General features: G+C 36.0%; 22 protein-coding genes. 11 read left to right on the forward strand and 11 right to left on the reverse strand.

All coding sequences use genetic code 11. The annotated features are described in order from the left end of the window. Positions 1-2 precede the first annotated feature (2 nt). On the reverse strand, positions 3-1,097 hold the full coding sequence (pdxA, locus tag ACTIEI_RS05935) for a 4-hydroxythreonine-4-phosphate dehydrogenase PdxA (protein WP_439505364.1): 1,095 nt from the start codon (positions 1,095-1,097) through the stop codon (positions 3-5). 40 nt (positions 1,098-1,137) lie between these two features. Between pdxA and rsmA the strand changes: the two genes are divergently transcribed. Next, positions 1,138-1,893: a 16S rRNA (adenine(1518)-N(6)/adenine(1519)-N(6))-dimethyltransferase RsmA gene (gene rsmA / locus ACTIEI_RS05940; RefSeq protein WP_439505365.1), complete on the forward strand. Its 756-nt coding sequence runs from the start codon at positions 1,138-1,140 to the stop codon at positions 1,891-1,893. A gap of 10 nt (positions 1,894-1,903) precedes the next feature. Beyond that, positions 1,904-2,833, forward strand: coding sequence for an NAD(P)-dependent oxidoreductase (locus ACTIEI_RS05945; protein WP_439505366.1), 930 nt, complete (start codon positions 1,904-1,906; stop codon positions 2,831-2,833). Here the strand turns inward: ACTIEI_RS05945 and ACTIEI_RS05950 are convergent. From ACTIEI_RS05950 to ACTIEI_RS05965, 4 genes are read right to left on the reverse strand one after another with little or no spacing between them, the layout of a single operon-like run. Beyond that, entirely contained in the window at positions 2,830-3,507 is a 678-nt protein-coding gene (locus ACTIEI_RS05950; protein ID WP_439505367.1) for a hypothetical protein, read from the reverse strand. The two genes, ACTIEI_RS05945 and ACTIEI_RS05950, sit on opposite strands and share 4 nt — an antisense overlap. After that, positions 3,494-3,883: a GntR family transcriptional regulator gene (locus ACTIEI_RS05955; protein ID WP_439505368.1), complete on the reverse strand. Its 390-nt coding sequence runs from the start codon at positions 3,881-3,883 to the stop codon at positions 3,494-3,496. The genes ACTIEI_RS05950 and ACTIEI_RS05955 overlap by 14 nt, the downstream gene beginning before the upstream one ends. Positions 3,884-3,897: 14 nt before the next feature. Continuing rightward, positions 3,898-4,725, reverse strand: coding sequence for a hypothetical protein (locus ACTIEI_RS05960; RefSeq protein WP_439505369.1), 828 nt, complete (start codon positions 4,723-4,725; stop codon positions 3,898-3,900). A 5-nt stretch (positions 4,726-4,730) separates the two neighbouring features. Next, a complete protein-coding gene (locus ACTIEI_RS05965; protein WP_439505370.1) occupies positions 4,731-5,564 on the reverse strand; it encodes an ABC transporter ATP-binding protein in 834 nt (277 codons plus the stop codon). Between the two features lie 178 nt (positions 5,565-5,742). On the opposite strand from ACTIEI_RS05965, the gene greA reads away from it, so the two are divergent. Both greA and ACTIEI_RS05975 read left to right on the forward strand, forming a co-directional pair. Then, positions 5,743-6,219 carry a transcription elongation factor GreA gene (gene greA, locus ACTIEI_RS05970; protein ID WP_439505371.1) on the forward strand — a complete coding sequence of 159 codons (477 nt, stop codon included), beginning with the start codon at positions 5,743-5,745 and terminating at the stop codon, positions 6,217-6,219. Positions 6,220-6,228: 9 nt separating this feature from the next. Next, complete coding sequence (locus ACTIEI_RS05975) at positions 6,229-6,624, forward strand: HIT family protein (protein WP_439505372.1); 396 nt, start codon at positions 6,229-6,231, stop codon at positions 6,622-6,624. Position 6,625: 1 nt separating this feature from the next. Here the strand turns inward: ACTIEI_RS05975 and ruvC are convergent, their stop codons facing one another. Beyond that, a complete protein-coding gene (ruvC, locus tag ACTIEI_RS05980; protein WP_439505373.1) occupies positions 6,626-7,186 on the reverse strand; it encodes a crossover junction endodeoxyribonuclease RuvC in 561 nt (186 codons plus the stop codon). 64 nt (positions 7,187-7,250) lie between these two features. Here ruvC and ACTIEI_RS05985 point away from each other — a divergent pair, with 64 nt between their 5' ends. Together ACTIEI_RS05985 and ACTIEI_RS05990 are read left to right on the forward strand one after the other, a co-directional pair. Beyond that, positions 7,251-8,240, forward strand: a complete 990-nt coding sequence (locus ACTIEI_RS05985; RefSeq protein WP_439505374.1) for a hypothetical protein — start codon at positions 7,251-7,253, stop codon at positions 8,238-8,240. A gap of 1 nt (position 8,241) precedes the next feature. Beyond that, a complete protein-coding gene (locus tag ACTIEI_RS05990) occupies positions 8,242-9,039 on the forward strand; it encodes a DUF3108 domain-containing protein (RefSeq protein ID WP_439505375.1) in 798 nt (265 codons plus the stop codon). A gap of 1 nt (position 9,040) precedes the next feature. Here ACTIEI_RS05990 and ACTIEI_RS05995 read toward each other — a convergent pair whose 3' ends face one another. From ACTIEI_RS05995 to ACTIEI_RS06005, 3 genes are read right to left on the reverse strand one after another with little or no spacing between them, the layout of a single operon-like run. Beyond that, entirely contained in the window at positions 9,041-9,910 is an 870-nt protein-coding gene (locus ACTIEI_RS05995; RefSeq protein ID WP_439505376.1) for an MBL fold metallo-hydrolase, read from the reverse strand. 4 nt (positions 9,911-9,914) lie between these two features. After that, entirely contained in the window at positions 9,915-11,225 is a 1,311-nt protein-coding gene (locus ACTIEI_RS06000) for an MFS transporter (RefSeq protein WP_439505377.1), read from the reverse strand. A gap of 5 nt (positions 11,226-11,230) precedes the next feature. Further along, positions 11,231-12,028 (reverse strand): undecaprenyl-diphosphate phosphatase, encoded by a 798-nt coding sequence (locus ACTIEI_RS06005; protein ID WP_439505378.1) that lies wholly within the window; start codon positions 12,026-12,028, stop codon positions 11,231-11,233. A gap of 140 nt (positions 12,029-12,168) precedes the next feature. On the opposite strand from ACTIEI_RS06005, the gene ACTIEI_RS06010 reads away from it, so the two are divergent. Then, the gene (locus ACTIEI_RS06010; protein ID WP_439505379.1) at positions 12,169-13,080 is read left to right on the forward strand and encodes a hypothetical protein; all 912 of its coding nucleotides are present in this window, start codon (positions 12,169-12,171) and stop codon (positions 13,078-13,080) included. 11 nt (positions 13,081-13,091) lie between these two features. Here the strand turns inward: ACTIEI_RS06010 and ACTIEI_RS06015 are convergent, their stop codons facing one another. Both ACTIEI_RS06015 and ACTIEI_RS06020 read right to left on the reverse strand, forming a co-directional pair. After that, positions 13,092-13,337 carry a DUF3098 domain-containing protein gene (locus tag ACTIEI_RS06015; protein ID WP_439505380.1) on the reverse strand — a complete coding sequence of 82 codons (246 nt, stop codon included), beginning with the start codon at positions 13,335-13,337 and terminating at the stop codon, positions 13,092-13,094. A gap of 36 nt (positions 13,338-13,373) precedes the next feature. Further along, positions 13,374-14,249, reverse strand: coding sequence for a cell division protein FtsX (locus tag ACTIEI_RS06020; protein WP_439505381.1), 876 nt, complete (start codon positions 14,247-14,249; stop codon positions 13,374-13,376). A 178-nt stretch (positions 14,250-14,427) separates the two neighbouring features. Here ACTIEI_RS06020 and leuS point away from each other — a divergent pair, with 178 nt between their 5' ends. The 4 genes from leuS to ACTIEI_RS06040 all read left to right on the forward strand — a co-directional run bounded on the left by leuS (position 14,428) and on the right by ACTIEI_RS06040 (position 23,763). Continuing rightward, positions 14,428-17,214, forward strand: coding sequence for a leucine--tRNA ligase (gene leuS, locus ACTIEI_RS06025; protein WP_439505382.1), 2,787 nt, complete (start codon positions 14,428-14,430; stop codon positions 17,212-17,214). Beyond that, positions 17,201-18,337: a hypothetical protein gene (locus tag ACTIEI_RS06030; RefSeq protein ID WP_439505383.1), complete on the forward strand. Its 1,137-nt coding sequence runs from the start codon at positions 17,201-17,203 to the stop codon at positions 18,335-18,337. The genes leuS and ACTIEI_RS06030 overlap by 14 nt, the downstream gene beginning before the upstream one ends. Positions 18,338-18,394: 57 nt before the next feature. Then, on the forward strand, positions 18,395-20,557 hold the full coding sequence (locus tag ACTIEI_RS06035; protein WP_439505384.1) for a DPP IV N-terminal domain-containing protein: 2,163 nt from the start codon (positions 18,395-18,397) through the stop codon (positions 20,555-20,557). 95 nt (positions 20,558-20,652) lie between these two features. After that, the gene (locus ACTIEI_RS06040; protein WP_439505385.1) at positions 20,653-23,763 is read left to right on the forward strand and encodes a S41 family peptidase; all 3,111 of its coding nucleotides are present in this window, start codon (positions 20,653-20,655) and stop codon (positions 23,761-23,763) included. Positions 23,764-23,775: the final 12 nt, after the last annotated feature.

Raw genomic sequence — 23,775 nt, forward strand, 5'->3', positions numbered from 1 at the left:
TATTATCCTTCGTTTTCTTCTATTCTTTCATCTACGGCATTGGCCAACATTCTAGCGCTAATTTTTCTTAGCGGATTTCTATTTCTGTCTGCATAACCCATCCTTCTGTTAAGGATATCGATGCATTCAAAAGTAGCAGCAATAAAGGAAGCATGGTCTGCCTTTCCTTTTCCCGCAATATCAAATGCAGTTCCGTGGTCAGGGCTGGTTCTTACAACAGGTAAGCCTGCAGTATAATTAACTCCTTCGCCAAAAGCCAGTGATTTAAAAGGAATTAATCCTTGGTCGTGATACATGGCTAACACTGCATCAAATTTTTCATGCATCCCTCTAGCAAAAAAGGCATCCGCTGGGTAGGGGCCAAATACCAACAATTTATTTTTTGCTTCTTGTATGGCAGGTTTAATGATTTCCATTTCCTCTTTTCCGATTAAGCCATCATCACCTGCATGCGGGTTGAGCGCAAGTACTGCAATTTTAGGTTTGTCTACGCCAAAGTCTTTTTTCAAAGACTGATGGATGATCTGCAATTTGCTAAGGATATTTTCTTTAGTGATATGTTTGGCTACCTCTTCAACCGTTACATGTTCTGTTACCAAACCCACCCGCATATTTTCGGCAACCATCAACATAACTACATCGTTCACCTCAAAGAATGCTTTGAAATAAGGGGTATGACCGCTGTAATGAAAACTTTCTGATTGAATATTCTTCTTATGAATAGGGGCGGTCACCAATCCATGAATATGCCCTTCTTTTAATGCCTTGGTAGCTTCTTCTAAAGACTTCAATGCATATTGACCACCTATTTCATTTAGCTCGCCAGGGGTAATCACTACTTCTTCTTCCCATACGTTAAAAATATTTACTTGCTTGGGGTTGATTCTGCTGAAATTATTGATATTGGTGCAATTGAAATTAGCATCGGGTATTCCTTTTCTATAGAAATTCATGCTTTTATTGCTTGCAAACACAATAGGAATGCAGAAATCGAGTATTCTTTGGTCTATAAAAGTCTTAATAATCAATTCAAGCCCTATACCATTTAAATCTCCGCAGGTAAAGCCAATTACGGGTTTTTGCATTTCATTACTCATGAGCCATTATTTAGGGTGCTAAAATACTACTTTTGCAGTCATGCAATATACGCTCAAAAAGTCGCTGGGTCAGCATTTCCTAACTAATGAAGCCATCTGCAAGCAAATTGTTACTGCTGTGCAAGTAGCCGATTTAACACAAGTACTAGAAGTAGGGCCAGGTGCTGGTGCTTTAACCAAGCATTTGTTAAAACTTCCCATCAAACAATTTAAAGCAGTAGAGCTGGATAGGGAAAAAGTAACTTACTTAAAAGTACAATATCCTGTTTTAGCAGAAGCGATTATTGAGGGTAGCATTTTAGATATTCCCGTACCATTCGAAAACCAGTTTACATTGGTGGGCAATTTCCCTTATAATATTTCTACGCAAATTGTATTTAGGGTACTTGAATGGAAAGAACAGATACCAGTAATGATTGGGATGTTTCAAAAAGAAGTAGCGGAAAGAATTGTATCGAAGCCCCATACCAAAGTGTATGGTATATTAAGTGTATTGGTTCAAGCATTTTACGAAGTAGAATATTTATTTGATGTGCCACCCGAAAGTTTTAATCCACCCCCTAAAGTGATGAGTGGAGTAATTCGATTAACACGAAAAGAAACGCCTGTTGCGGTAAGGTCAGAAAAAGCATTTTTTACTTTAGTAAAAGCAGCATTTGGGCAACGAAGAAAAATGTTGCGTAATCCAATGAAACCATTTTTTGATGCAGCTGTTTTGCAAGAAGAAATATTTACAAAAAGGGCTGAACAGCTGACGGTGGAAGAGTTTGCCGCCCTTACTTTTAAAATGGGATAAAGGAATTAATATGAAAGTAATTGTTACTGCAAAAGTTCATCCATATTTAGTTGATACCTTAAAAGCAAAACAGTTTATTGTTATTTATCAACCTGCAATTACTTACGAAGAGTTAAAATATTTAATTACAGATGCAGTTGGGTTGATTGTAACCACTCGATTAAAAATAGATCGCGAAATAATTGATGCAGCTCCCAACTTAAAATGGATTGGAAGGCTGGGTAGTGGGATGGAATTGATTGATGTTGCTTATGCAGAAAGCAAGGGGATTCAATGCGAAAGTAGCCCTGAGGGTAATCGCAATGCGGTAGCCGAACATACATTGGGTTTATTGCTGAATCTCATGAATAGGATCAGCAGCAGTTACGCTGAAATTAAACAGGGTTTATGGTTGCGTGATGAAAACCGTGCAGATGAACTGTCAGGTAGAACCGTTGGCATCATTGGCTATGGAAATACAGGGTCTGCTTTTGCTCGTTTGTTGCAACCCTTTAATGTAAGAGTCCTTGCAGTTGATAAATATAAAACTGGATTTAGCCAAGGATATGTAGAAGAATCAACTATTGAAGCGGTAGCGGCTGAAGCAGAAATCATCAGCCTTCATCTCCCCCTAACTGCTGAAACCAAACATTTTGCTGGGAATGATTTTTTTAATCGGCTGCAGCGTCAACCCTATTTTATATCTACCTGTAGAGGTAAAGTCACCAATACAACAGCCCTAATTACTGCATTAGAAACAAAGAAAATAAAGGCAGCAGGCTTAGATGTATTAGAAAATGAACAACTACGCAACTACAATGAACAAGAGCAAGCAGAGTTGCTTAGCTTGACAGCTATGCCCAATGTGGTAATTACTCCACATATAGCTGGCTATAGTCATGAAGCCTATTTAAAAATGGCTGAAGTGATTTTGGAAAAACTCCATCTATCTAGTATTTAAAACTGAACTTTATTCAAAGCCTTCAACGTTTTTCCAGTGACAGTTAGTGATGCGGATGAATCAACACTTATCAATCGCTCTTTAAAGTAAAGATTATTCATTTTTATTGTTGCATTATTTAGGGCGCTAATTTCTCCTCTTCCAATGGTATCTGTTGCTGAAACGGTCAATGTTGAATTGTCTTGCGCTTTTAATTTTATAGACTTGCTATTGAGTTCTATTGCATTGATGCTAGCGTATTTATTGGATTCAAGGTATATACTGTCGGTTTTATAATTATTTAGCGTAACAGTAGAATTACTAGTAATTAATGACTTCAAGTTTTTACAATAAATACTAATCGCAGGAATACCCCCATCAAATGAAGAATCAGCCTTGAGGTATAGTGTATCATTTTTTACGAAATAGTTAAAACCAATCGGGTTATAAAAATTAAATGCAATAGCACTTGTGTCTTTTCTTTCATAAATATTAATAAAGGGCTTATAGGTATAGTCGACGTTTTTTAAACTGTTGAGTTCTTTTATATGATGGAAAATGGGCAACATTTTCTTTTGAATAACTGATTGAATTGCCCCTTTTTTATATTCCATTTTCAATTTAATATTAACTGCAATAAAGCAAATACAAACAATCAAGAGGGTGATGGTCAATAGAATATTACTTTTTTTCATTGTTATTTTTTATGTTGTGCTGCAGATATTGTTGATACAGTTTTTCTAATTCATTGATATTGATTGCTAGAATTTTCATATTCTTAAACAAGTTGGGCAATTCCTGTTCCATAAACTCTTTTCTTAAATAGATTGTAACTCTTTCTATGCTGTTGGTTTTCACAAAAAAGCCCACCCCTCTTTTATTGGATATTATATCTAAATCCTGTAAGTATTCATAGGTTCTCATCACCGTATTAGGGTTCACTTCTAAATCAACCGCCAATTCTCTTACAGAAGGAATTCTTTCCTCTTCTTTGAATGTTCCAGCAAGAATCTTTTCGCAAATCAGATCGGCAATTTGTATGTATATGGCTTTATTTGAATGAAAATTCATTGGCTCTTTTTAGTTTAGATCTGCTTTTCTTTAATTTTCAAGTAGCTCATTGTCCAGCAACTGACGTATATAAATATTGGTAAAAAAAATGCGATTATTGTATGCCAGTTGCTAGGTAATATTACAATTCCAGTAGGCTGATGTTTATCACCAATTCTAAAAGAATCTGTGAAATATTTTCCGTGCGGCATAATAGGTTCTGGAATCATTAACCCCAGCATTTTATTGTTTAAAAACATCAGTGCAACAACCGTTAGAATAAATAGGATCACGGTTTTGACATAAGCATTATTGATAAAACTCAGCGATCCTAAATGCGCAATGGAAGTAGTGATAAAGTACATGACCAATATTTCTTTTATGAGCACGGTATCTGAATTAAATAAGTATGCTGCTTTATAATAATGCTTCTCTTGTTCAATAATCCATTTTGGTATCGATACAAATTCATTATAAATGGTACACATGAGCCAGTCTATGCTGGTAAAGCTTACCAAAAAGACGATAATGTATACGATTTGGGTTAAAATGAAACCGATCAATAGTTTTTCACCCGTAGTTGCTGGTAATAAAAGGAATTGAATGGTTTTTGGTTGCGATTTAAAAAAACTATAGAAACTAGCAGAAAATAAAGTCCCTCCTAAAAAGAGTCCGATGGTGAAAAGCATCTTTCTATCCCCTGTTGGAAACATATTATGGAAACTACCAACAATTAATAATCCGTAGATTAATAAGATAATGCCAAAGCCCGCTATAAACATGAGCAAATAGCTTTTACCATTTTCTTTTAAATTTTTTCTTAACAGAAGTAATGCCCTACTAAAACTAAACTGGTTATTCATAGCCATTAATTGAAAAGTTGTTTAAATCCATTTTTGTTGTTGATTCCTGCATTAAAGAACAGTTCAAGATCTAGTTTGGTAGCTTCATCTTCCATTGTTCTTTCTTTCACAATCAAATGACCCGCTAAACTACTTTCGTAGTATAGATATTGATCTGTAGTTGAAATACTTTGTGACAGTTTGAACACTAATTTTTGGGTGATGGATTCAGTATCGGTATTTACAATTATCTCGCCTTCGTCAACTAGAATAATTTTGTCAATCAAACTGTCTAAGTCTTTCACTTGATGTGTACTGATGATCATGCAGGTTTCTTCGTTAATAACACTTGCGATTAATTTTCGAAGCTTTCTTTTGGATGGTATATCCAATCCATTGGTTGGTTCATCTAAAATAATGAGTGATGCATTCGATGCCATACCTAATGCAATCCATACCTTCTTCTTTTGACCAAAACTCATATTGTTCAGGTTGGTCATTGGAATATCAAACTCCTTTAAATAATACAAGAATTGGTCGTTGTTGAATTTTGGATAAAAGGGCATATGTTCAGCGCCAAAATCAAGTACATGAATAGCGGGGGTATCAATTTCTTCCGGGATAAAAAATACCTCATGCAAAAAAGATGGGTCTCTTTTAGTAGGGTCGGCATTGAAAACGGATAGTTTTCCATGCTGTGGATATACTAATCCTGCCATGAGTTTTAATAAGGTTGATTTTCCAGCTCCATTTTTACCCAATAGCCCATAAACACTACCTGCGCTCAATTCTAGATTAATATTGGCGTAAAGTAGTTTTTGTTTGGAGTACCCAAAACTGACATTGTTAAATTGGATCATTTTTAGTGTATTAGTGTAATAGTACACAGTAAAAGTAAGGCTTTCTTTTTAATCACCAAATTTTTTATAAATCCCATTTTGAGCCATGGAATGATTAATTCCCTACCTTTGTATTTATGCAACGTCGCAGTCAAATGTGGCGTTGTATTTTTTTTTACCAATCTTAAAGCCGGGTACTATGAGTGAAACCAATATGTATGTTACGAAAGAGACTTTCGATAAGATGCGCGAGGAATTGCAGAAAATGAAATCTGTTGACCGTCCTGCTGCTTCTAAAGCAATTGCTGAGGCAAGAGAGAAAGGTGATTTAAAAGAGAATGCAGAATACGATGCTGCAAAAGAGGCACAGGGCATGCTAGAAGCAAAAATTAAACAATTGGAAGGGGCTATTGCCAATGCAAAAATTGTAGATACCAGTACAATTGATACCAGTAAAGTGACCATTTTGACGAAGGTAACTATTACCAATATGGCCACTAAGAAAGTGGTTACCTATCAAATCGTTGGTGAAAAAGAAGCCGACTTAAAGTTGGGTAAAATTTCTGCATCATCACCCATTGGAAAGGGCTTGTTGGGCAAAGTAAGAGGTGAAGTGGCTGAAGTGCAAGCGCCTAATGGCATCATTAAATTCAGGGTGGAAGAAATCACCGTTTAATCATTTTCCATGACTATTTTCTCGAAAATCATTGCTGGAGAAATACCTTGTTATAAGATTGCAGAGAACGAGCAGTTCTTTGCATTCTTAGACATTTTTCCTTTGGTAAAAGGTCATGTATTAGTAATACCAAAAGTTGAAGTTGATCATTTTTTTGATTTGCCTGAAGACTATTTAGCTCAAATGCTATTGTTTGCAAAACCCATTGCCAAGGCAATAGAAAAAGCCTTTCCTTGTAATCGTTGCGGTATAAGTGTGGTGGGATTAGAAGTGCCGCATGCACATATGCACTTGGTTCCCATTAACAGCGCCGATGACTTGAATTTTACTCGAGGTAAATTATCATTAAGCCAAGAAGAATTGCTATTGGTGCAACAAAGTATTTTAACTGAGTTTAACAAGTAAGTTACTTCCTAACCCTTCCCTCATTTTTTGCAATAAAGTCGCCCCAGCCTTTTAAAGCTTTGCCTTTAAGAGCCAATGGGCTATTGCTTTGATAAAAATGACAAAGTGCTACGGCAAGGGCATCGGTTGCATCAAAATAGACTGGCTTTTTTTCGATGTTCAAGGTTAATTGAAGCATTTTCCAAACCTGGTCTTTGTCTGCATTACCATTCCCTGTAATAGATTGTTTTACTTTTTTAGGGGCATATTCAGTTACAGGAATTTGCGATTGCATAGAAGCTGCAATGGCTACTCCTTGCGCTCTCCCGAGCTTGAGCATACTCTGCACATTTTTCCCAAAAAAAGGGGCTTCAATAGCGAAGCTATTGGGCTTGTATTGTGCAATTAATCCAGCAATGGTTCTATAAATGATTTCAAGTCTTGCATAAATATCTTTTTCCTTGGTAAGCTTTAATGTATCCATTGCAATCAACTCAGGTTTGCCTTTGCGAATGCCTAATAAAGCATATCCCAATAATTGAGTTCCTGGATCAATCCCTAAAATAACTGAGTCGTATTTCATTCTTAGGTGAAAATAGGCATTATTGATAAATCAGCTACAAGCTTACCTTTACAAAAAGAACCGATTGACAAAACGTACTAAACTGTTGCTGAATTATTTAATTGGACCAATTTTGTTCATCTGGTTATCTTGGTCTATTTACAACCAAATTCGGCAGCAGTCTGATATTAAACAGTCTTGGGAAATGATCACTGAAGCTTTCTTAGGGCCTCAGTTTTTAAAGATAATATTCGTTGTGCTGTTGATGTTACTTAATTGGGGAATTGAAGCCAAAAAATGGCAAATGCAATTAAAAGGGCTTCAGCCAATTTCATTTTTATTTGCATTCAAATCTGTATTAGCAGGTCAGTCTGTAGGATTCAACACGGTCAATCGTTTGGGAGAGCCTGTTGCTAGGGCTGCATTTTTGAGTGATGGAAACAGGATTCAAGGTGTTGCCTTATCCATTGTTGGCAATATGGCTCAAATCATTGCTACTATTTTGGTAAGTGCTTTTGCTTTGTTGTATTTGCGATTGGATATCTTAAATGAACAGCAAAATATTGGAGGGATTCCAATTGAGTGGATTGCGGCTTTTAATTATTTAGTATTTATTGGTATATCAGTATTTATATTGGCTTATTTTAAATTAAAAAGTCTTTTTGGATTAATTAGAAAAATTCCATTCGTGAACAAGTATCAATACTACTTTGAAAAATTGGAATCCTTTCAACAAAAAGATTTATGGCAGCTTTTGTGGCTATCTTTTATTCGGTATGGCATTTTTATTGTTCAATATTATTTATTGCTAACGGTTTTTAATGTTACTATTCAGTGGCTAGATGCTTTTGCATTAATTAGTGTATTGTTAATGCTGCTGAGTATTATCCCTACTATTGCATTTGCAGAGCTTGGGATTAGAGGTAAGCTCAGTTTGATTTTATTTGGGTTGGTTAGCAATAATATGGTTGGAATGGTGGTAGCTGCAGCAGGAATCTGGTTAATTAACTTAATCTTACCAGCAATTGCCGGTACATTGTTTATATTAGGGATACAAATTTTTAGAAATAAGTAACATGGTTTTTAAAAGAGTAATAATTGCTGTTTTATTAGTGATTTTAGTAAAGCCACTTTCTGCAGGAGATGACTTTTGCGGAATAAGAAACTATGCCTTTCAAAGTGGCGAGCAAATTTCATTTACTGTTTTTTACAACGTGATTGGATTGTATGTGAATGCAGGTAATGCAACATTTTCGGTTAATGCAGAAAAGATGAATAATCAACCGGTGTATCATTTAGTGGGTGCAGGCAATTCTAATAGTAGTTATGATTGGATTTTTAAAGTAAGGGACAAATACGAGAGTTATATTGATACGGCAAACTTACAACCACTCAAGTTTATTCGAAATGTAGATGAGGGCGGATATAAGATCAATGAAAATGTAACTTTCAATAGAACCGCCAATACTGCTACCAGCGAAAAGGGCACTGTTAAAGTGCCTAATTGTGTACAAGATGTTTTAAGTGCTATATATTATGCGCGGAATATTGACTTTGAAAAATACAAGCCTGAAGATCGAATACCTTTTACTATGTTTTTAGACAATGAAGTCTATAATTTATACATTAAGTATTTAGGTAGAGAAACCATCAAAACCCGTTTTGGTAAATTCAATGCAATTAAATTCAAACCACTATTGGTTAAAGGAACTTTATTTGAGGGCGGAGAAAAAATGACGGTATGGGTTAGTGATGACGCCAATCATGTGCCACTAAGAATTGAGAGCCCAATAGTAGTGGGCAGTGTAAAAGTAGACATGATGGGATACAAAAATCTGCGTTATCCCTTTAGCTCTATGATATCAAAAAGATAATTTACAAATCTGCTAAACGAATTGCTTGGTTCATTCGAATACCTTTTTCTGTTTGGTGAACGGTGCAACACTCAATAGATGGGTCGTGCTCAAAAAATAAAATATATCCTTCTTCCGCTGCTTCTTGTAAGAATGATTTTTTCTCTTTCAATGTGGTTAAAGGAAACATATCATAGCCCATTATATAGGGTAGCGGAATATGTGAAGCGGAAGGTAATAGATCAGCCATATAAACAATGGTCTTGCCTTTGTAATTGATTTGCGGGAGCATCATGCTTTTAGTATGCCCATTTACAAAACGAATGCTGATATTCTGTGTGAATGACACTTTTTCTAATAGTCCATCTTGCGTAAACTCATTGGTGGGAGCGTCAATCATTTTCAATTGACCACTGGCTTCGATGGGTAAAATATTTTCTTTTAAAAATGAAGCTTTCTCACGATCATTCGGATTCACCGCCCAATCCCAATGTATTGGGTTGCTCCAATAAGTAGCATTAGGAAAATAAGTCACTAATTGATTGTTCACTTTTTCTATACTGCCTCCACAATGATCAAAATGTAAGTGAGTGTGAAACACGTCTGTTATATCATTTCTAGTGAAACCTAGGCGTTCCAATTCAGAATCTAATTCAATGGTTTCACTCATGCCATAGTGTCTAAAAAATTTTTCATCTTGCTTAAAGCCCATGCCGGTATCAATCAATATGAGCTTATTATCGTCTTCAATCAACAAGCTTCTTAATGCCCAGTTGCATAAATTATTTTCATCCGCTGGATTCAATTTATTCCAAAGCGATTTTGGAACTACGCCATACATGGCACCCCCGTCTAATTTAAAATAACTATGATTGATGCTGTGCAATTTCATTGAACTACTTTTTGGATTGCAATTTATTTGCAGAAATTAAAATAAGTAAACCGATAATGAAAAATATTTCTAAAACCAATACTGAATTTCTTTGCGAACCAGATATTTCATTGATGTAGCCAAAACTTAACATACCAACTACAATGGATATTTTTTCTGTTACATCGTAGAAACTAAAATAAGAGGTGGTATCGGTTGTTTCAGGCATTAATTTGGCATAAGTACTTCTACTTAAAGCCTGAATTCCACCCATGATGAACCCTACTAAAACCGCTAAGCCATAAAATTCGTTGATGCCATCTCTTGGTAACAAATAGCCGATTACGCAAAGTACAATCCATAAAACGATGGTAATCATCAATGCGGTAAAATTGCTGGTTTTTTTAGAAAGCCAAGCGATTGTAAATGCACCAGGAATCGCAATCAATTGAATGATTAAAATGGCAATAATTAAATTAATGGTAGGAATATTTAATTCACTTTTTCCATAAAGGGTGGCTACCAACATGACTGTTTGAACCCCCATATTGTAAAAGAAAAAGGAGAATAAGAATCTTCTTAAAACGGGAAGCGACTTTAATTGCTGCCAAACTTTATTGAGTTCTTTGTATCCACCTGCTATTATTTGTCTGTTTGATTTAGTTCCTCCAGCTGGTACTGATTTAGGAAGTCTTTTCAGCGCAAACTGCGCAAATCCCCACCACCAAATTCCTACCAACAAAAAGGAAATTTGTGAAGCTTTTCCCACTGTAATGCCAAAGCTATCAGGAGATAAAACAAACACAAAGCAAATGACTTGTAAAACCATGCTGCCTATATAGCCCATGGCAAAACCTTTTGCACTTACTTTATCACGGTCTTCGGGGGCAGCAATTTCTGGTAAGAAAGAATTATAAAAAACCAAGCTGCTCCAAAATCCGATGCAAGCAATAATTAAACAGGCCAATCCAAATGCTAAGTTGGTCTTGTCGTAAAAATACATGGCAGAACAAGCGATGCTACCTAGCGTACAAAAGAAAAACAGAAACTGTTTCTTATTGCCTTTGTAATCTGCAATAGAAGACAGTATGGGTGATAATAATGCAACAATGATGAATGCAATTGCTAGTGCATAATTGTATAATGAAGTATTTACGAATTCTCTTCCAAACAATACTACCGTATCATTTAAAGTTTTATCGTTGCCGTCTCCAGTTACGGCTTCGTAGTATGCAGGAAAAATAGTAGAAGTAATGACTAAATTGTAAGCACTATTGCCCCAATCGTACATTGCCCAACCATTGATTACTTTTTTGGAGGCAGTTTGTGTGGACATGCGTTTTATTTCAAGTGTCCGGTCAAGATAAGAATAATTAATATCATTCCCACAATTACTCGGTACCAACCAAATAGTTTAAATCCGTATTTCTGTAAATAAGTAATGAAAAATTTAATGGCCAATAGCGCGACCAAAAAGGCTACGATATTTCCAAGGCCCAATAAAATCATATTCGAGCGAGTGAAAATCAATTCAGGCGTTTCCGTATAAGCTTTTAATAATTTGTAGCCCGTTGCTGCTGCCATTGTTGGAACTGCCAAGAAGAAAGAAAATTCAGCAGCTAGTTTTCTAGTTAATCCTTGTTGCATACCCCCAATAATACTGGCTGCACTTCGGCTTACGCCAGGGATCATGGCCACACATTGCCAAAAACCAATGATAAATGCTTTTTTATTGGTTATTTGTTCATCCACTGAAATAGCAGGGTTTTTGAAAAAAGAATCAATGAAGATTAATGCAACACCGCCCAATACCATAGTAATTGAAACCACCATGGGGCTTTCTAATAAAGCATCTATCGTGTCAGAAAACAAAGCACCCAAAATCAGCGCAGGTAGAACTGCGATAATCAATTTTAAATAAAATTGCCAACGATTGAGTGGGAAGAATTTACCCCTAAATAATATCACTACGGAACATATAGCACCTAACTGAATCGCTACTTCAAACAATTTAGTGAAATCATCTTTTGCGATGCCCATGAATGAACTGGCAATAATCATATGGCCAGTAGATGAAATCGGAAGGAATTCGGTAACCCCTTCAATAATGGCGATGATGACAGCTTCTAAATAAGTCATAAGGTTAAATAACTATGATTGGTGGGTTAAATATAGATTAAGCGTTGGATATAGCAAAACTATTGCCTATGGCTTATATTTATAATATAAATTGCGATAAGTGCTCTTCATGGGTAATAGTGCATCATTTATTTTAGTCTATGTTAGAGAAATTCCTTTTCATTCCATTAACCTTCTTATTTTATTTCTTAAAGGGGTCTCCTGAATTTCCTTTTCTTGTAAAAAAATACCAAACTGATACAATTACTTTTCAAGTATTGAATCAAGTGAGTGAACCAATAGATTTAGCAAGTGCGGTTTATCTAAATCGTAAAGTAGGTTCATATTCAAATAATCAAGGCAAAATTATATTACCCTTCATAACTAATGATTCTATAAAGATCTCCTGTTTTGGTTTCAAAGACACAACAATTGACCCTAAAAGTTTTAGTTTCACCAAGCGAGTTTTGCTAGAAGCAAAGCCAACAATTTTACCGGATGTTCATGTGAAAAATTATACCTTATTATCTCAATTTGAAAATGTTGGATTCTACAAAGATTTCAGTAAAAATTACTGTATTAATCAATATGGATCTCAAATAGCGGTACTAATAAATAACACTAATAAAAAAGGTATTTTAAATCAAATTCAAATTAAGCATCAAAAAACAACTTATGAAAGTTATTTGAGAATCCATATTTATGACAATGTGGCTTTGGGGAATTTACCGGGATCAGACATCATTGATACTGTAATTATTTGCAAAGTAGTTCCTAGGTCAAAGAAAACAATTATTGATTTAAGCGGTACCCGAATTAATGTCAGTAATATGATTTTTCATATTGGCATTGATTTTCTCGGCAAAAAAAATTTCATTGATGGGGGGTATTTAGATTATAACAAACAACCTGTTGAACCTTTTATATTGTTAACTGATAAATATATTGAGGAACATACTGCCATCAATTTTATGTCTAAAATGTGGAGCAAATATTTTGTGTTGAATGACCCGAAAGGGGTTAAAAAAATCACCAATGCAATTGTCTCCTGTACAATTCAATCTATAAAATAGTTGAGAACTTCTTAAGCAGCAGTCTTAGGCTTCTTAAAAATGGCGTAGACTTCAATTAACAAGCCCAATACAATTAAAATAGGTGCTACAGTAATTCTTGTGCTGCTGTAAACTTCATTATTAGAAAATACATTGGGGTCTTCGCTCTTACCTCCACTCATTAAGAACATTCCTAGTGCAATAACTAGTCCACCTACTAACATTAAGATGAAATTTTCTTTAGAAAACAAAGGAGTGGTTTTATTGGTCGTGCTCATATAAATGCTTTATGCTTATTTTAAAATAGTATCTGGTTAATATAAATCGTCCAATTTCATTTTCAAGTATTTCAACACACTTCTATGCGTGCTTAATACCGAAATACCCACACCTAATATAATCAATCCTCCAAATAGGAGTAAAGTATGGTTGGTATTTCTGATGCCTTTTAATGGTTCAAACTGTGTTTCTGCCCAGCCAATTAAAGAAAATAATAAAATAATCGCAATGCCTGAACTAATTAGTCCATTGACCACTGCGCGGATATTGAGGGGGCGTGCAATAAACGACTGCGTTGCTCCCACCATTTGCATGGTCTTAATCAAGAATCGATTGCTAAACATGGCCAAGCGGATGGTATTATCGATGCTAAAAATGACAATAACACAAAGGGTAATGGCCACTACTAAAAAGATTAATCCAATTTTAGAAGCCCTTTCATTTAAGCTGGTTACCAAGCTTTGTGGGTATTGTAAATCGGTAATTTGATTGCCATAATTGGCCATTAAATCTGCACTGATTACCGCTAGACTATCTTTATTTACGTATTCAGCTTTTGCATAAAAATCAATGCTCTCCGGCAATGGGTTTATGTCTAAAATTTTTGCCCAGTCTTCGTTGTTCTCTTTATTCCAAATTTCTTTAGCAGTAGTTTTGTCTACATATACTACATTTTTAGCGTAGGGTTTTGCTGCTATAAACTGCTGAATTTGGGTAATCGTGTCTTTATTCAGGGTTCTCATATAGGCGCTCAGCCTGATATCTTCTTTAAATGTATTTCCTACTGCGTTTAGATTTAGGAAAAACCAACCCATGATTCCCATAATAAATAGTACCAGTGCTACCCCCACCACGGTGTAGATATAATTGGGTTTCCCCCGCTTCAATGATGCTTTTCCTGCTTGAGCCATAATATTTATTCCTTTTTATGCTACTTCGATAAACGAGTGCGATACTGTTAGAACGCTACAAATGTAGTGTTTTGACGGCTAATGACTTACATTTGCACCCCTAAACCTGACCTGAAAATAAGCGAATATTTTTGGGCAGGCGTTAAAGAAACGCAAATAAATAAAAAGGGCAGGCAAGATGGACTATCAATTTAGAGCAATTGAACAAAAATGGCAGGAGTATTGGAAAAATAATGGGGCGTATACCGTTCCCAATATCAGCGATAAACCTAAGTACTATGTATTGGATATGTTTCCTTATCCAAGTGGCGCAGGTTTGCATGTAGGCCATCCTTTGGGTTATATTGCTTCTGATATTTTCAGCAGGTATAAAAGACTAAAAGGCTTTAATGTATTGCATCCCATGGGCTATGATGCTTTTGGTTTGCCCGCAGAACAATATGCCATTGAACATGGCGTGCATCCTGCTACCAGCACTGTTCAAAACATCAATAATTTTAGACAACAATTAGACAATATTGGTTTTTCTTACGATTGGAGTAGAGAAGTAAGAACTTGCGAACCAGCTTACCACAAATGGACCCAGTGGATTTTCTTGCAGTTATTCAATTCTTTTTTTAATCGGCATAACCAAAAAGCAACCCCTATTACTGAGTTGATTGCTTCTTTTGAAAAAGAAGGAAACAGCATTCATGAATGTCCTGCTAATGATCAACTTCATTTTACTGCAGCTGAATGGAAAGCTTTTTCTGAAAAAGAACAGCAAGATATTTTAATGCAATATCGGTTGGCTTTTTGTGGCTATGGCGAAGTAAACTGGTGTGAAGCCTTGGGCACAGTGTTGGCCAATGATGAAGTGGTGAATGGATTGAGTGAGCGTGGTGGTCATCCAGTGGTAAAGAAAAAACTGCGTCAGTGGTACTTGCGGATTACCGAATATGCAGATCGATTAATCAGTGGCTTAGATCAAATTGAATTCAGCGAAGCCATGCGCGAAATGCAAACCAACTGGATAGGAAAATCTTATGGCGCTGAAATTGATTTTGCGATTGCTGGTTCTGCAAACAACCAATCATTGCGTGTATATACTACTAGGCCAGATACCATTTTTGGAGTAGACTTTATGGTAGTGGCTCCTGAGCATGAGTTGATTGAGCAGATTACCACCACTGATCAAAAACAAGCAGTTGAAGAATATATTACCTATGTTAAAAGCCGCAGTGATAGAGAACGCCAGGCAGAGAAAAAAATCACTGGTTGCTTTACAGGTGCTTATGCATTGAATCCGTTTAATCAGCGTCCTATTCCTATCTGGATTTCCGAATATGTGTTGGCTGGATACGGTACTGGAGCAATCATGGCGGTGCCTTGTGGCGATGAAAGAGATTTCAAATTTGCCAAGCATTTTAATATTCCCATCACCAATATTATTGGAGAACATTTTAATGGGGAGGAAGCCAATTCAACCAAGGATGTGGCGCTGTCTAATAGCGAATTTTTAGACGGCATTATTTTAAAAGATGCTATTGCCATCGTCATTGATAAGCTGGTTGAAATGGGCATTGGCAAACGTAAAGTGAATTATAAAATGCGGGATGCTGCTTTTAGCAGACAACGTTATTGGGGTGAGCCTTTCCCGATTATTTGGAAAGACGGTATCGCGTATCCTTTAGATGAATCGAAACTGCCTTTGACTTTGCCTGAAGTGGATAATTATGGGCCTGGGCCGGAGGGAGAAGGGCCGCTGGCCAATATTCCTGAATGGATTCATCAATATGATTCAGTTATTCCAGGAGGTGCGCTAGAAACCAATACCATGCCGGGTTATGCAGGAAGTAGTTGGTATTTTTTACGCTATATGGATCCGCATAACAATGAATCTTTTTGTGATAAAAAAGTCAGTGATTATTGGAATCAGGTAGACTTATATATTGGTGGAACGGAACATGCAGTGGGGCATTTGCTTTATAGTAGGTTGTGGACCAAGGTATTGTTTGATTTAGGCCATATCAGCTTTGATGAGCCTTTCAGAAAATTATTGAATCAGGGAATGATTCAGGGTAGCTCTAGATTTGTATATCGGAACAAACAAAACCCGAATGAATTTATTTCTGCAGGATTAATTAAAGACTATGATACCAATCCAATTCATGTAGATGTGAATTTTGTTGATGGATACGAATTGGATATAACCGCTTTTAAACAATGGCGCAATGGTGAATATGCCAACGCAACTTTTGTATTAGAAAACGGCAAATACCTCTGTGGTGCTGAAGTAGAGAAAATGTCGAAGAGCAAATTCAATACTGTGAATCCAGATGTTTTGGTAGAAAAATATGGTGCCGATACTTTCCGTATGTACGAAATGTTCTTAGGGCCAGTAGATCAGAGCAAACCTTGGGATACCAAGGGTATTGAAGGAGTGCATCGTTTCTTGAAAAAATGTTGGCGTTTATTTTATGATGAATTAAAAGGGAAGGTTTGGAATGAAGACAGCCCTAATCCAGCAGAGCTGAAAGTATTACATAAAACCATTTTAAAAATTCAGGAAGATACAGAACGATTTAGTTTTAATACTGCGGTGAGTACGTTCATGATTTGTGTGAATGAATTGGCCGATCTAAAATGTTATAAGAAAGCTGTTTTAGAACAAGTACTGATTCTCTTAACACCTTACGCTCCTCATATTAGCGAAGAGCTTTGGCATCAGTTGGGAAATAATGGTTCTATCTTGGATGCAACATTTCCAGCATTTGATGCATCTTATGTGCAAGAATCATCTAAAGATTATCCAGTGAGCATTAACGGTAGGGTTAGAACCAATATCAATTTGCCTTTGGATATGGAAGCGGCCGAGGCACAAGAGCAAGTGCTGGCTAATGCCTTGGTTCAGAAATGGTTGGAAGATAAGCCAGTTAAAAAATTCATCTTTGTAAAAGGAAAAATGATTAATGTCGTTATATAAAATCATATTGGGCATTGCCCTTAGCGCAACAATAGGGGCAAATGCACAAGAACCTGCTATTACAGTTCCTAAAAAAACGATTCGGAATTTTATTAATCCCGACTCGTTACAATTGATGAACCTAAAAATTGTGCCGATTCCAATTTTTACTTCTACCCCTGAAACAGGTATTAGAGTGGGTGCAGCTTTGGAATATTTTTTTAATGCAAAAGATAAAGAATCAGAAGCTCGTGGATCTTATATACATGGTCAATTTACTTATAGTACACTTGGGCAAGTAGAAGTGAAAAGCACTTGGCAGGTATTTACTAAGGGAGAGAAATTTGTTTACAGGGGCTCTGGTGGATTTAGTACGTATAACGATCGTTTTTGGGGCGTGGGAAACAATACGGTGGATGAAAAAAACTTTTTGCCTCAAGACTACAGTAGAATTTTTTTAGAGTCTAAAACATACCGATTATTAAAGAATCAATGGTATGTGGGCATGAAGCTTGATTACAATGATGTGTACAATGTAGTTAATAAAAAGCCTTTAACGCCAGATCAACTAGATGTTCCTGGTATTAATGGAAGTAAAACATTGGGCATTGGTCCTGCTATTTTGTATGAGGGAAGAGACTTCCCTTTTAGTGCACATAAAGGGGCTTACGCAGAGTTTTATTTCACCAGAAATATTGCATTTAAAAATAATCCGTTCAATTATAATACCTGGTTTTTAGACTTACGAAAATATTTCCCTTTATCTCAAAACAGCACATTGGCTTTTCAATTGCATAGTATGCATGCCACTGGAAATGTTCCTGTAAGAGAATTGCCCAGAGTTGGAGGCTCTGTTTTAATGAGGGGATATTTTACGGGCAGATTTAGAGACCATTCTTTTACTGCTTTACAAGCAGAATACCGGTTTTTAATTTGGCGTTGGATTTATGGTGCTGCATTTGGATCGGCAGGCGTGATTGATGAGTCTATTGCTAGTTATTCAACTTCCAATCTGCTAAAAGCAGGTGGTTTAGGGCTTCGCTTTTTACTGAATAAAAAGAATAGAATGTTTGTTCGTTTTGACTATGCCCTCAATAGTACTGCTGGCGGTGCGTATTATATTCGCTTGAGCGAAGCATTTTAATTAGCCTATTAAGGCTTCTTGCATATTTTACTATATTCACGGTTCAAATGCTGAACCATGAACAAGTTTATTCTATCGTTTGGGATGCTATTGCTTGCATACCCTATTTTGGCTCAAAAAAAAGTAATCAGTAAAGCTGATTTAATGGCCAATAAATTGCCAGAAAATTTTCGCAATCCATTACCTCAGTTTATGAAATGGTTGGATGATGATCGAGTAATTTTAAACCAAAAAATTCATCCTGATTCTGCTGCTAAGAATTATGTAATGGAAGTGAAAACGGGTAAATTGACCGTGGCTACTCCAGATCAAATGAAGGGAGCAGCTCCTCCTACTAAAACCGTATCGGTAAAAAAAGCAGATTTGTTTTATAAAAATGGGGATACCGAAAAGCAAATCACTTTTGATGCGGCAGAAGAAAAGAATCCTACTTTCTCTCCTGACAGTTCATATATCGCATACACTAAATCGAATGATTTATATACGTACAATTTAATTACGAATAAAGAAACCAGACTAACGCATACTGGATCTAGCACTTCATTAAATGGTTTTGCTAGTTGGGTTTATTGGGAAGAGATTTTCGGTAGAGGTACTCGCTATCGCGCATTTTGGTGGAACCCTAATAGCAAACAATTAGCGTACATGCATTTTGATGAAAGCATGGTGCCTATGTTCCCTATTTACAGCAGTGAAGGGCAACACGGTTTTATTGAAGAAACTCGTTATCCTAAGCCAGGTGATAAAAATCCAGAAGTAAAAGTGGGATTTGTAAATGTAGATGGTGGTGCAACTACATGGGCCGATTTTAATGCCAAAGAAGACCAATATTTTGGATGGCCTGTTTGGAGAAACGATGGTAGTAGTTTATTGGTTCAATGGATTAATCGTGGCCAAGACCATTTGAAAATTTTTGATGTTAATCCTGGAACTGGTGCTAAAAAAATCATGTACGAAGAACAGCAAAAAACATGGGTTGATTTAGAAGACAAAGCAGGCCAGCGTTTTACTTTCTTAAAAAGCAAGCCGGCCTTTATTTTAGAAAGCGATAAAACAGGATGGAATCATTTGTATTTACATAATAATGATGGTAGTCTTATTAATCCAATAACTTCTGGTGAGTTCACCGTGTTAAGTACTGAGTTAATTGACGAGAAAAACGGAGTGGTTTATTTTACTGCTAGAGGTAAAGAAAATACCGCTCGTACAGATTTATACAGCATTAAGATGAATGGTGCTGAAATGAAGCGGTTGACTTTTGGAGATTATAATCATACACAAATAAGATTGTCTCCTAATGGGAAATATTTTGTTACTGGTTACAGTAATTCTACCACTCCAAACAAAATGACTTTGGTAGATGGCAAAGGTAAAATTGTGCGTGAATTAGGAGATGCAAAGGGTAGTGCTATGGATGAGTATGCTATTGCTAAAACCGAATTCATTCGTATAAAAAGCGCTGATGGTTTATTTGAATTGCCTGCTCAAGTAACTTGGCCTGCCAATATGGATCCAAATAAAAAATACCCCATGTTGGTAGATATTTATGGTGGTCCTAATGCAGGTAATACTTGGGATAGTTGGAGCTGGAATCCTACTCGTGAAATGTATGCACAAGAAGGATTGATTCATGTAAAGTTTGATCACCGTGCTAGCGGTCATTTTGGTAAAGCAGGGGTGAATTATATGCACCGCAACTTGGGTTTCTGGGAAATGCAAGACTATATGCATATGGCTAAGTGGTTTATTCAAAATGGTCAAGCAGACCCTACTAAAATTGCTATTACTGGTTTTAGTTATGGTGGATATATGAGTACTTATGCTTTAACCTATGGTTCATCTGTATTTACCCATGCAATGGCAGGTGGTTCTGTAATTGATTGGAAATTGTATGATAGTCATTACACAGAGAAATTCATGGATACTCCAGCAGAAAACCCAGACGGTTACAAAAGCGGTAGCGTATTAACTCATATTGATAAATTCAATGGGGTTTTGCAATTGGTGCATGGAACCATGGATGATAATGTGCATATGCAAAACAGCATTCAGTTAGCTAGTGCTTTACAAGACAAAGGAAAAGATTTTGAGTTTATGTTGTATCCAGGTGGAAGACATGGCTGGGGTGGTGCTAAAGGCAATCACTTTAATAATTTAAAAACCAAGTTTATCTATAAGCATTTATTAGGTAAGGAAGTCCCAAAAGGAATGTTGCGCTAAAAGCTGCTTAAGGATGATATTAAAAGCCACTCATTTATATGGGTGGCTTTTTTTGTTATATAAATACGCTTATTTTCAATATTCAATTTGCAAATATGCTTACTAGAAAATTATTGGTCTTATTTGGTTTAACCGTTCAAACCCTCTCCGCGCAAACCGTTTCACCTCGTTTTTTATCTCATCCTGTATTGTCACCGGATGCACAAACAGTGGTATTTAGTTTTGAAGGTGACCTTTGGAAAGCTTCAACGGTTGATTTGCAAGCTACTCGCTTAACTGCCATGCAAGGCTATGAAACAACGCCCCGTATTTCTCCAGACGGAAAATGGTTGGCCTTCACTGGCGAACAAATGGGTAATACCGATGTCTATATCATGCCCCTGAGTGGAGGTGAGGTAAAACAACTTACTTTTCATAGTGCAGCAGATATGGTATCCAATTTTAGTTGGGATAGTAAATCCATTTATTTTACTTCTAGTAGGTATGGACCTGCCTCTGCATATACAGTGGGTATTAATGGGGGAACGCCCAAGCGTTTATTTGCAGATCATTATTTTTTAATGGATCACTTAATTGCTGAACATCCTACCACTGGAGATATTTATTTTAATGATACTTGGGAAAGCAATAACCAGGTTGCAAGAAAAAGATATAAAGGGCCATTTAATCCAGATATTCAATCGTATAATCTAAAAACAAAAGCATATCAAAAACATACCAATTGGATAGGTAAAGATTTTGCAACCACCATTGATCAAAAGGGTTCAATCTATTTTATTTCCGATGAAGCAAATGGGGAGTATAACTTATACACGTTTAACAACGGTAAAAAAACTGCCTTAACTGAGTTCAATAGTTCAATTAAAACACCTTTAGTAAGTGCTAATGGTGCTTATGTAGTTTTTGAAAAAGATTATCAATTGTGGTGGTATAATGTAGCGAATAAAAAAGCGAGTCCGCTAAATATTCAATTGTATAGAAACCAAATTTTACCAGCACAAAAAGAATACGATGTCCGCGGAAAGATTGATGCAATGGATGTTTCACCAGATGGTAAAAAATTGGCTTTTATTTCAAGAGGAGAATTATTCGTAAGTGATGTTGAAGGAAAGTTTGTGAAGCAAATCAATAAAGGAAATACGGAAAGAGCTCGCGAAGTAAAATGGTTAGCAGACAATAGCACTTTATTATTTAATGAAACAGTAGACGGCTATTTGAATATTTTTTCTGTTTCCGCAGATGGTACAACAGCTCCTAAAAAAATCACGAACCTAACTAAGGATAATCGCTCTTTAGTATTAAATAAATCAAAAAGCAAAATGGTTTTTTTAAGCGGAAGAGATGAAGTGGTGTTGATGGATACCAAAACCTTTGAATCTAAATCGGTGGTTAAAGATGAAATCTGGGCAATGCAAAATTCTAATCCAGGATTTTCTCCTAACGAAGAATACTTGGTGTTTACTGTGGTTAAAAATTTCGAGCAAGACATAATGATTCATCATATTAAGGAAAACAAAACCTATAATTTAACTAACTCAGGTGTAACCGAAGCAGATCCAATTTGGTCTCCTGATGGGAAGTATATTTATTTTGTGAGCAATAGAACCAAGCCTTCTTATCCATTTGGCATGGCTAATCCAAGAGTTTATAGAATGGCTTTAGAAAAATTGGATGAGCCATTTAGGTCAGATAAATTCAATGATTTGTTTAAAGGTGAAAAGAAAGACACAACGAAACCTACATTGGTAATCAATATTGATTTTAATGGATTAATGGAAAGATTAGAACAAGTGGGGCCCAGTTTTGGATCTCAGTATTTGTTGAATGTAATTAAGAAGGGTGATAAAACAACTTTATTATATATCAGTGATCATGCAGAAGGTAAAATGTCTCTTTGGAAAACAGTATTAGATCCTTTTGAACCTAGTAAAACAGAGCGAATAAACGGCATAGACGCTAATAGTATTGAATACATTGAAGCGGGCGATAAAACCTTTTTATTAGGCAATGGCAATATCTATAAGTTTAATCTGGATGCCAATAAAGCAGACATGGTTATGATTACCCAAACATTTCAAAGAAGTTTGGCAGCAGAGTTTAAACAGATCTTTCAAGAAACTTGGGCTCAAGTAGAGCAGAATTTCTACGACGAAAAATTCCATGGAGTAGACTGGCGTGCAATGAAAAAGAAGTACGAAAATTATTTGCCAGCACTCAATACCAGAGCAGATTTGAGGGTTTTATTAAATGATTTATTGGGTGAATTAAATTCTTCTCACCAAGGATTTTCTTCCTTTGGAGATGAAGAAACAATTCGATTGGTTAACCGTACTATGGAAACAGGTATTCGTTTTGAAAACGAACAACCTTACACTGTTAAGGATGTAATAGCCAATACTGCAGCAGATAAAAAATCAGTTGATATTTTACCTGGGGATATTTTGATAAAAGTAAATAACGAAACAGTAGATATTACTAAAGACAGAAACAGCTACTTTAGTAAGCCGAGTTTTGATAGAGAATTACAATTAGTATTTAATCGAAACGGTAAACAAATAAGTGTAAACATTCATCCACAAAGAGTTATTGCACCTAATTTATACGATGAATGGATTAAGAACAATCAAGCAATTGTAGATGCAAAAACCAATAAAAAAGTTGCTTATCATACTATGAAAGATATGGGCTTGGGAGAGCTTGAAAAGTTTTTTATTGATATGACCCAAGACCTGTATCAGAAAGATGCGTTGATATTAGACCTTCGGTATAATACAGGTGGAAATGTGCACGATGAAGTATTGAAGTTCTTGAGTCAGAAAACCTATTTACGTTGGAAGTACCGCGAGGGTAAATTATCCCCTCAGTCTAATTTTGGTCCATCAGATAAGCCCATTGTATTATTGATTAACGAACAATCATTGAGCGATGCGGAAATGACTGCAGAAGGGTTTAAAACATTAAAACTGGGTAAAATTATTGGTATGCCAACCTATCGTTGGATTATTTTCACCAGTGGTGCAGGATTGGTAGATGGTTCATTTGTGCGTTTGCCTAGTTGGGGCTGTTATGGTTTAGATGGAAATGATTTAGAGCTAACAGGCGTGGCTCCTGATATCATGGTTCCATTAAATTTTAATGATAAAATCAATAAAAGGGATCCACAGTTAGACAAAGCCATTGAAGAAGTATTAAAGCAATTGAAATAATATAAATTGAGT

This window comes from Sediminibacterium sp. (assembly GCF_051860225.1).
GTDB lineage: Bacteria > Bacteroidota > Bacteroidia > Chitinophagales > Chitinophagaceae > Sediminibacterium.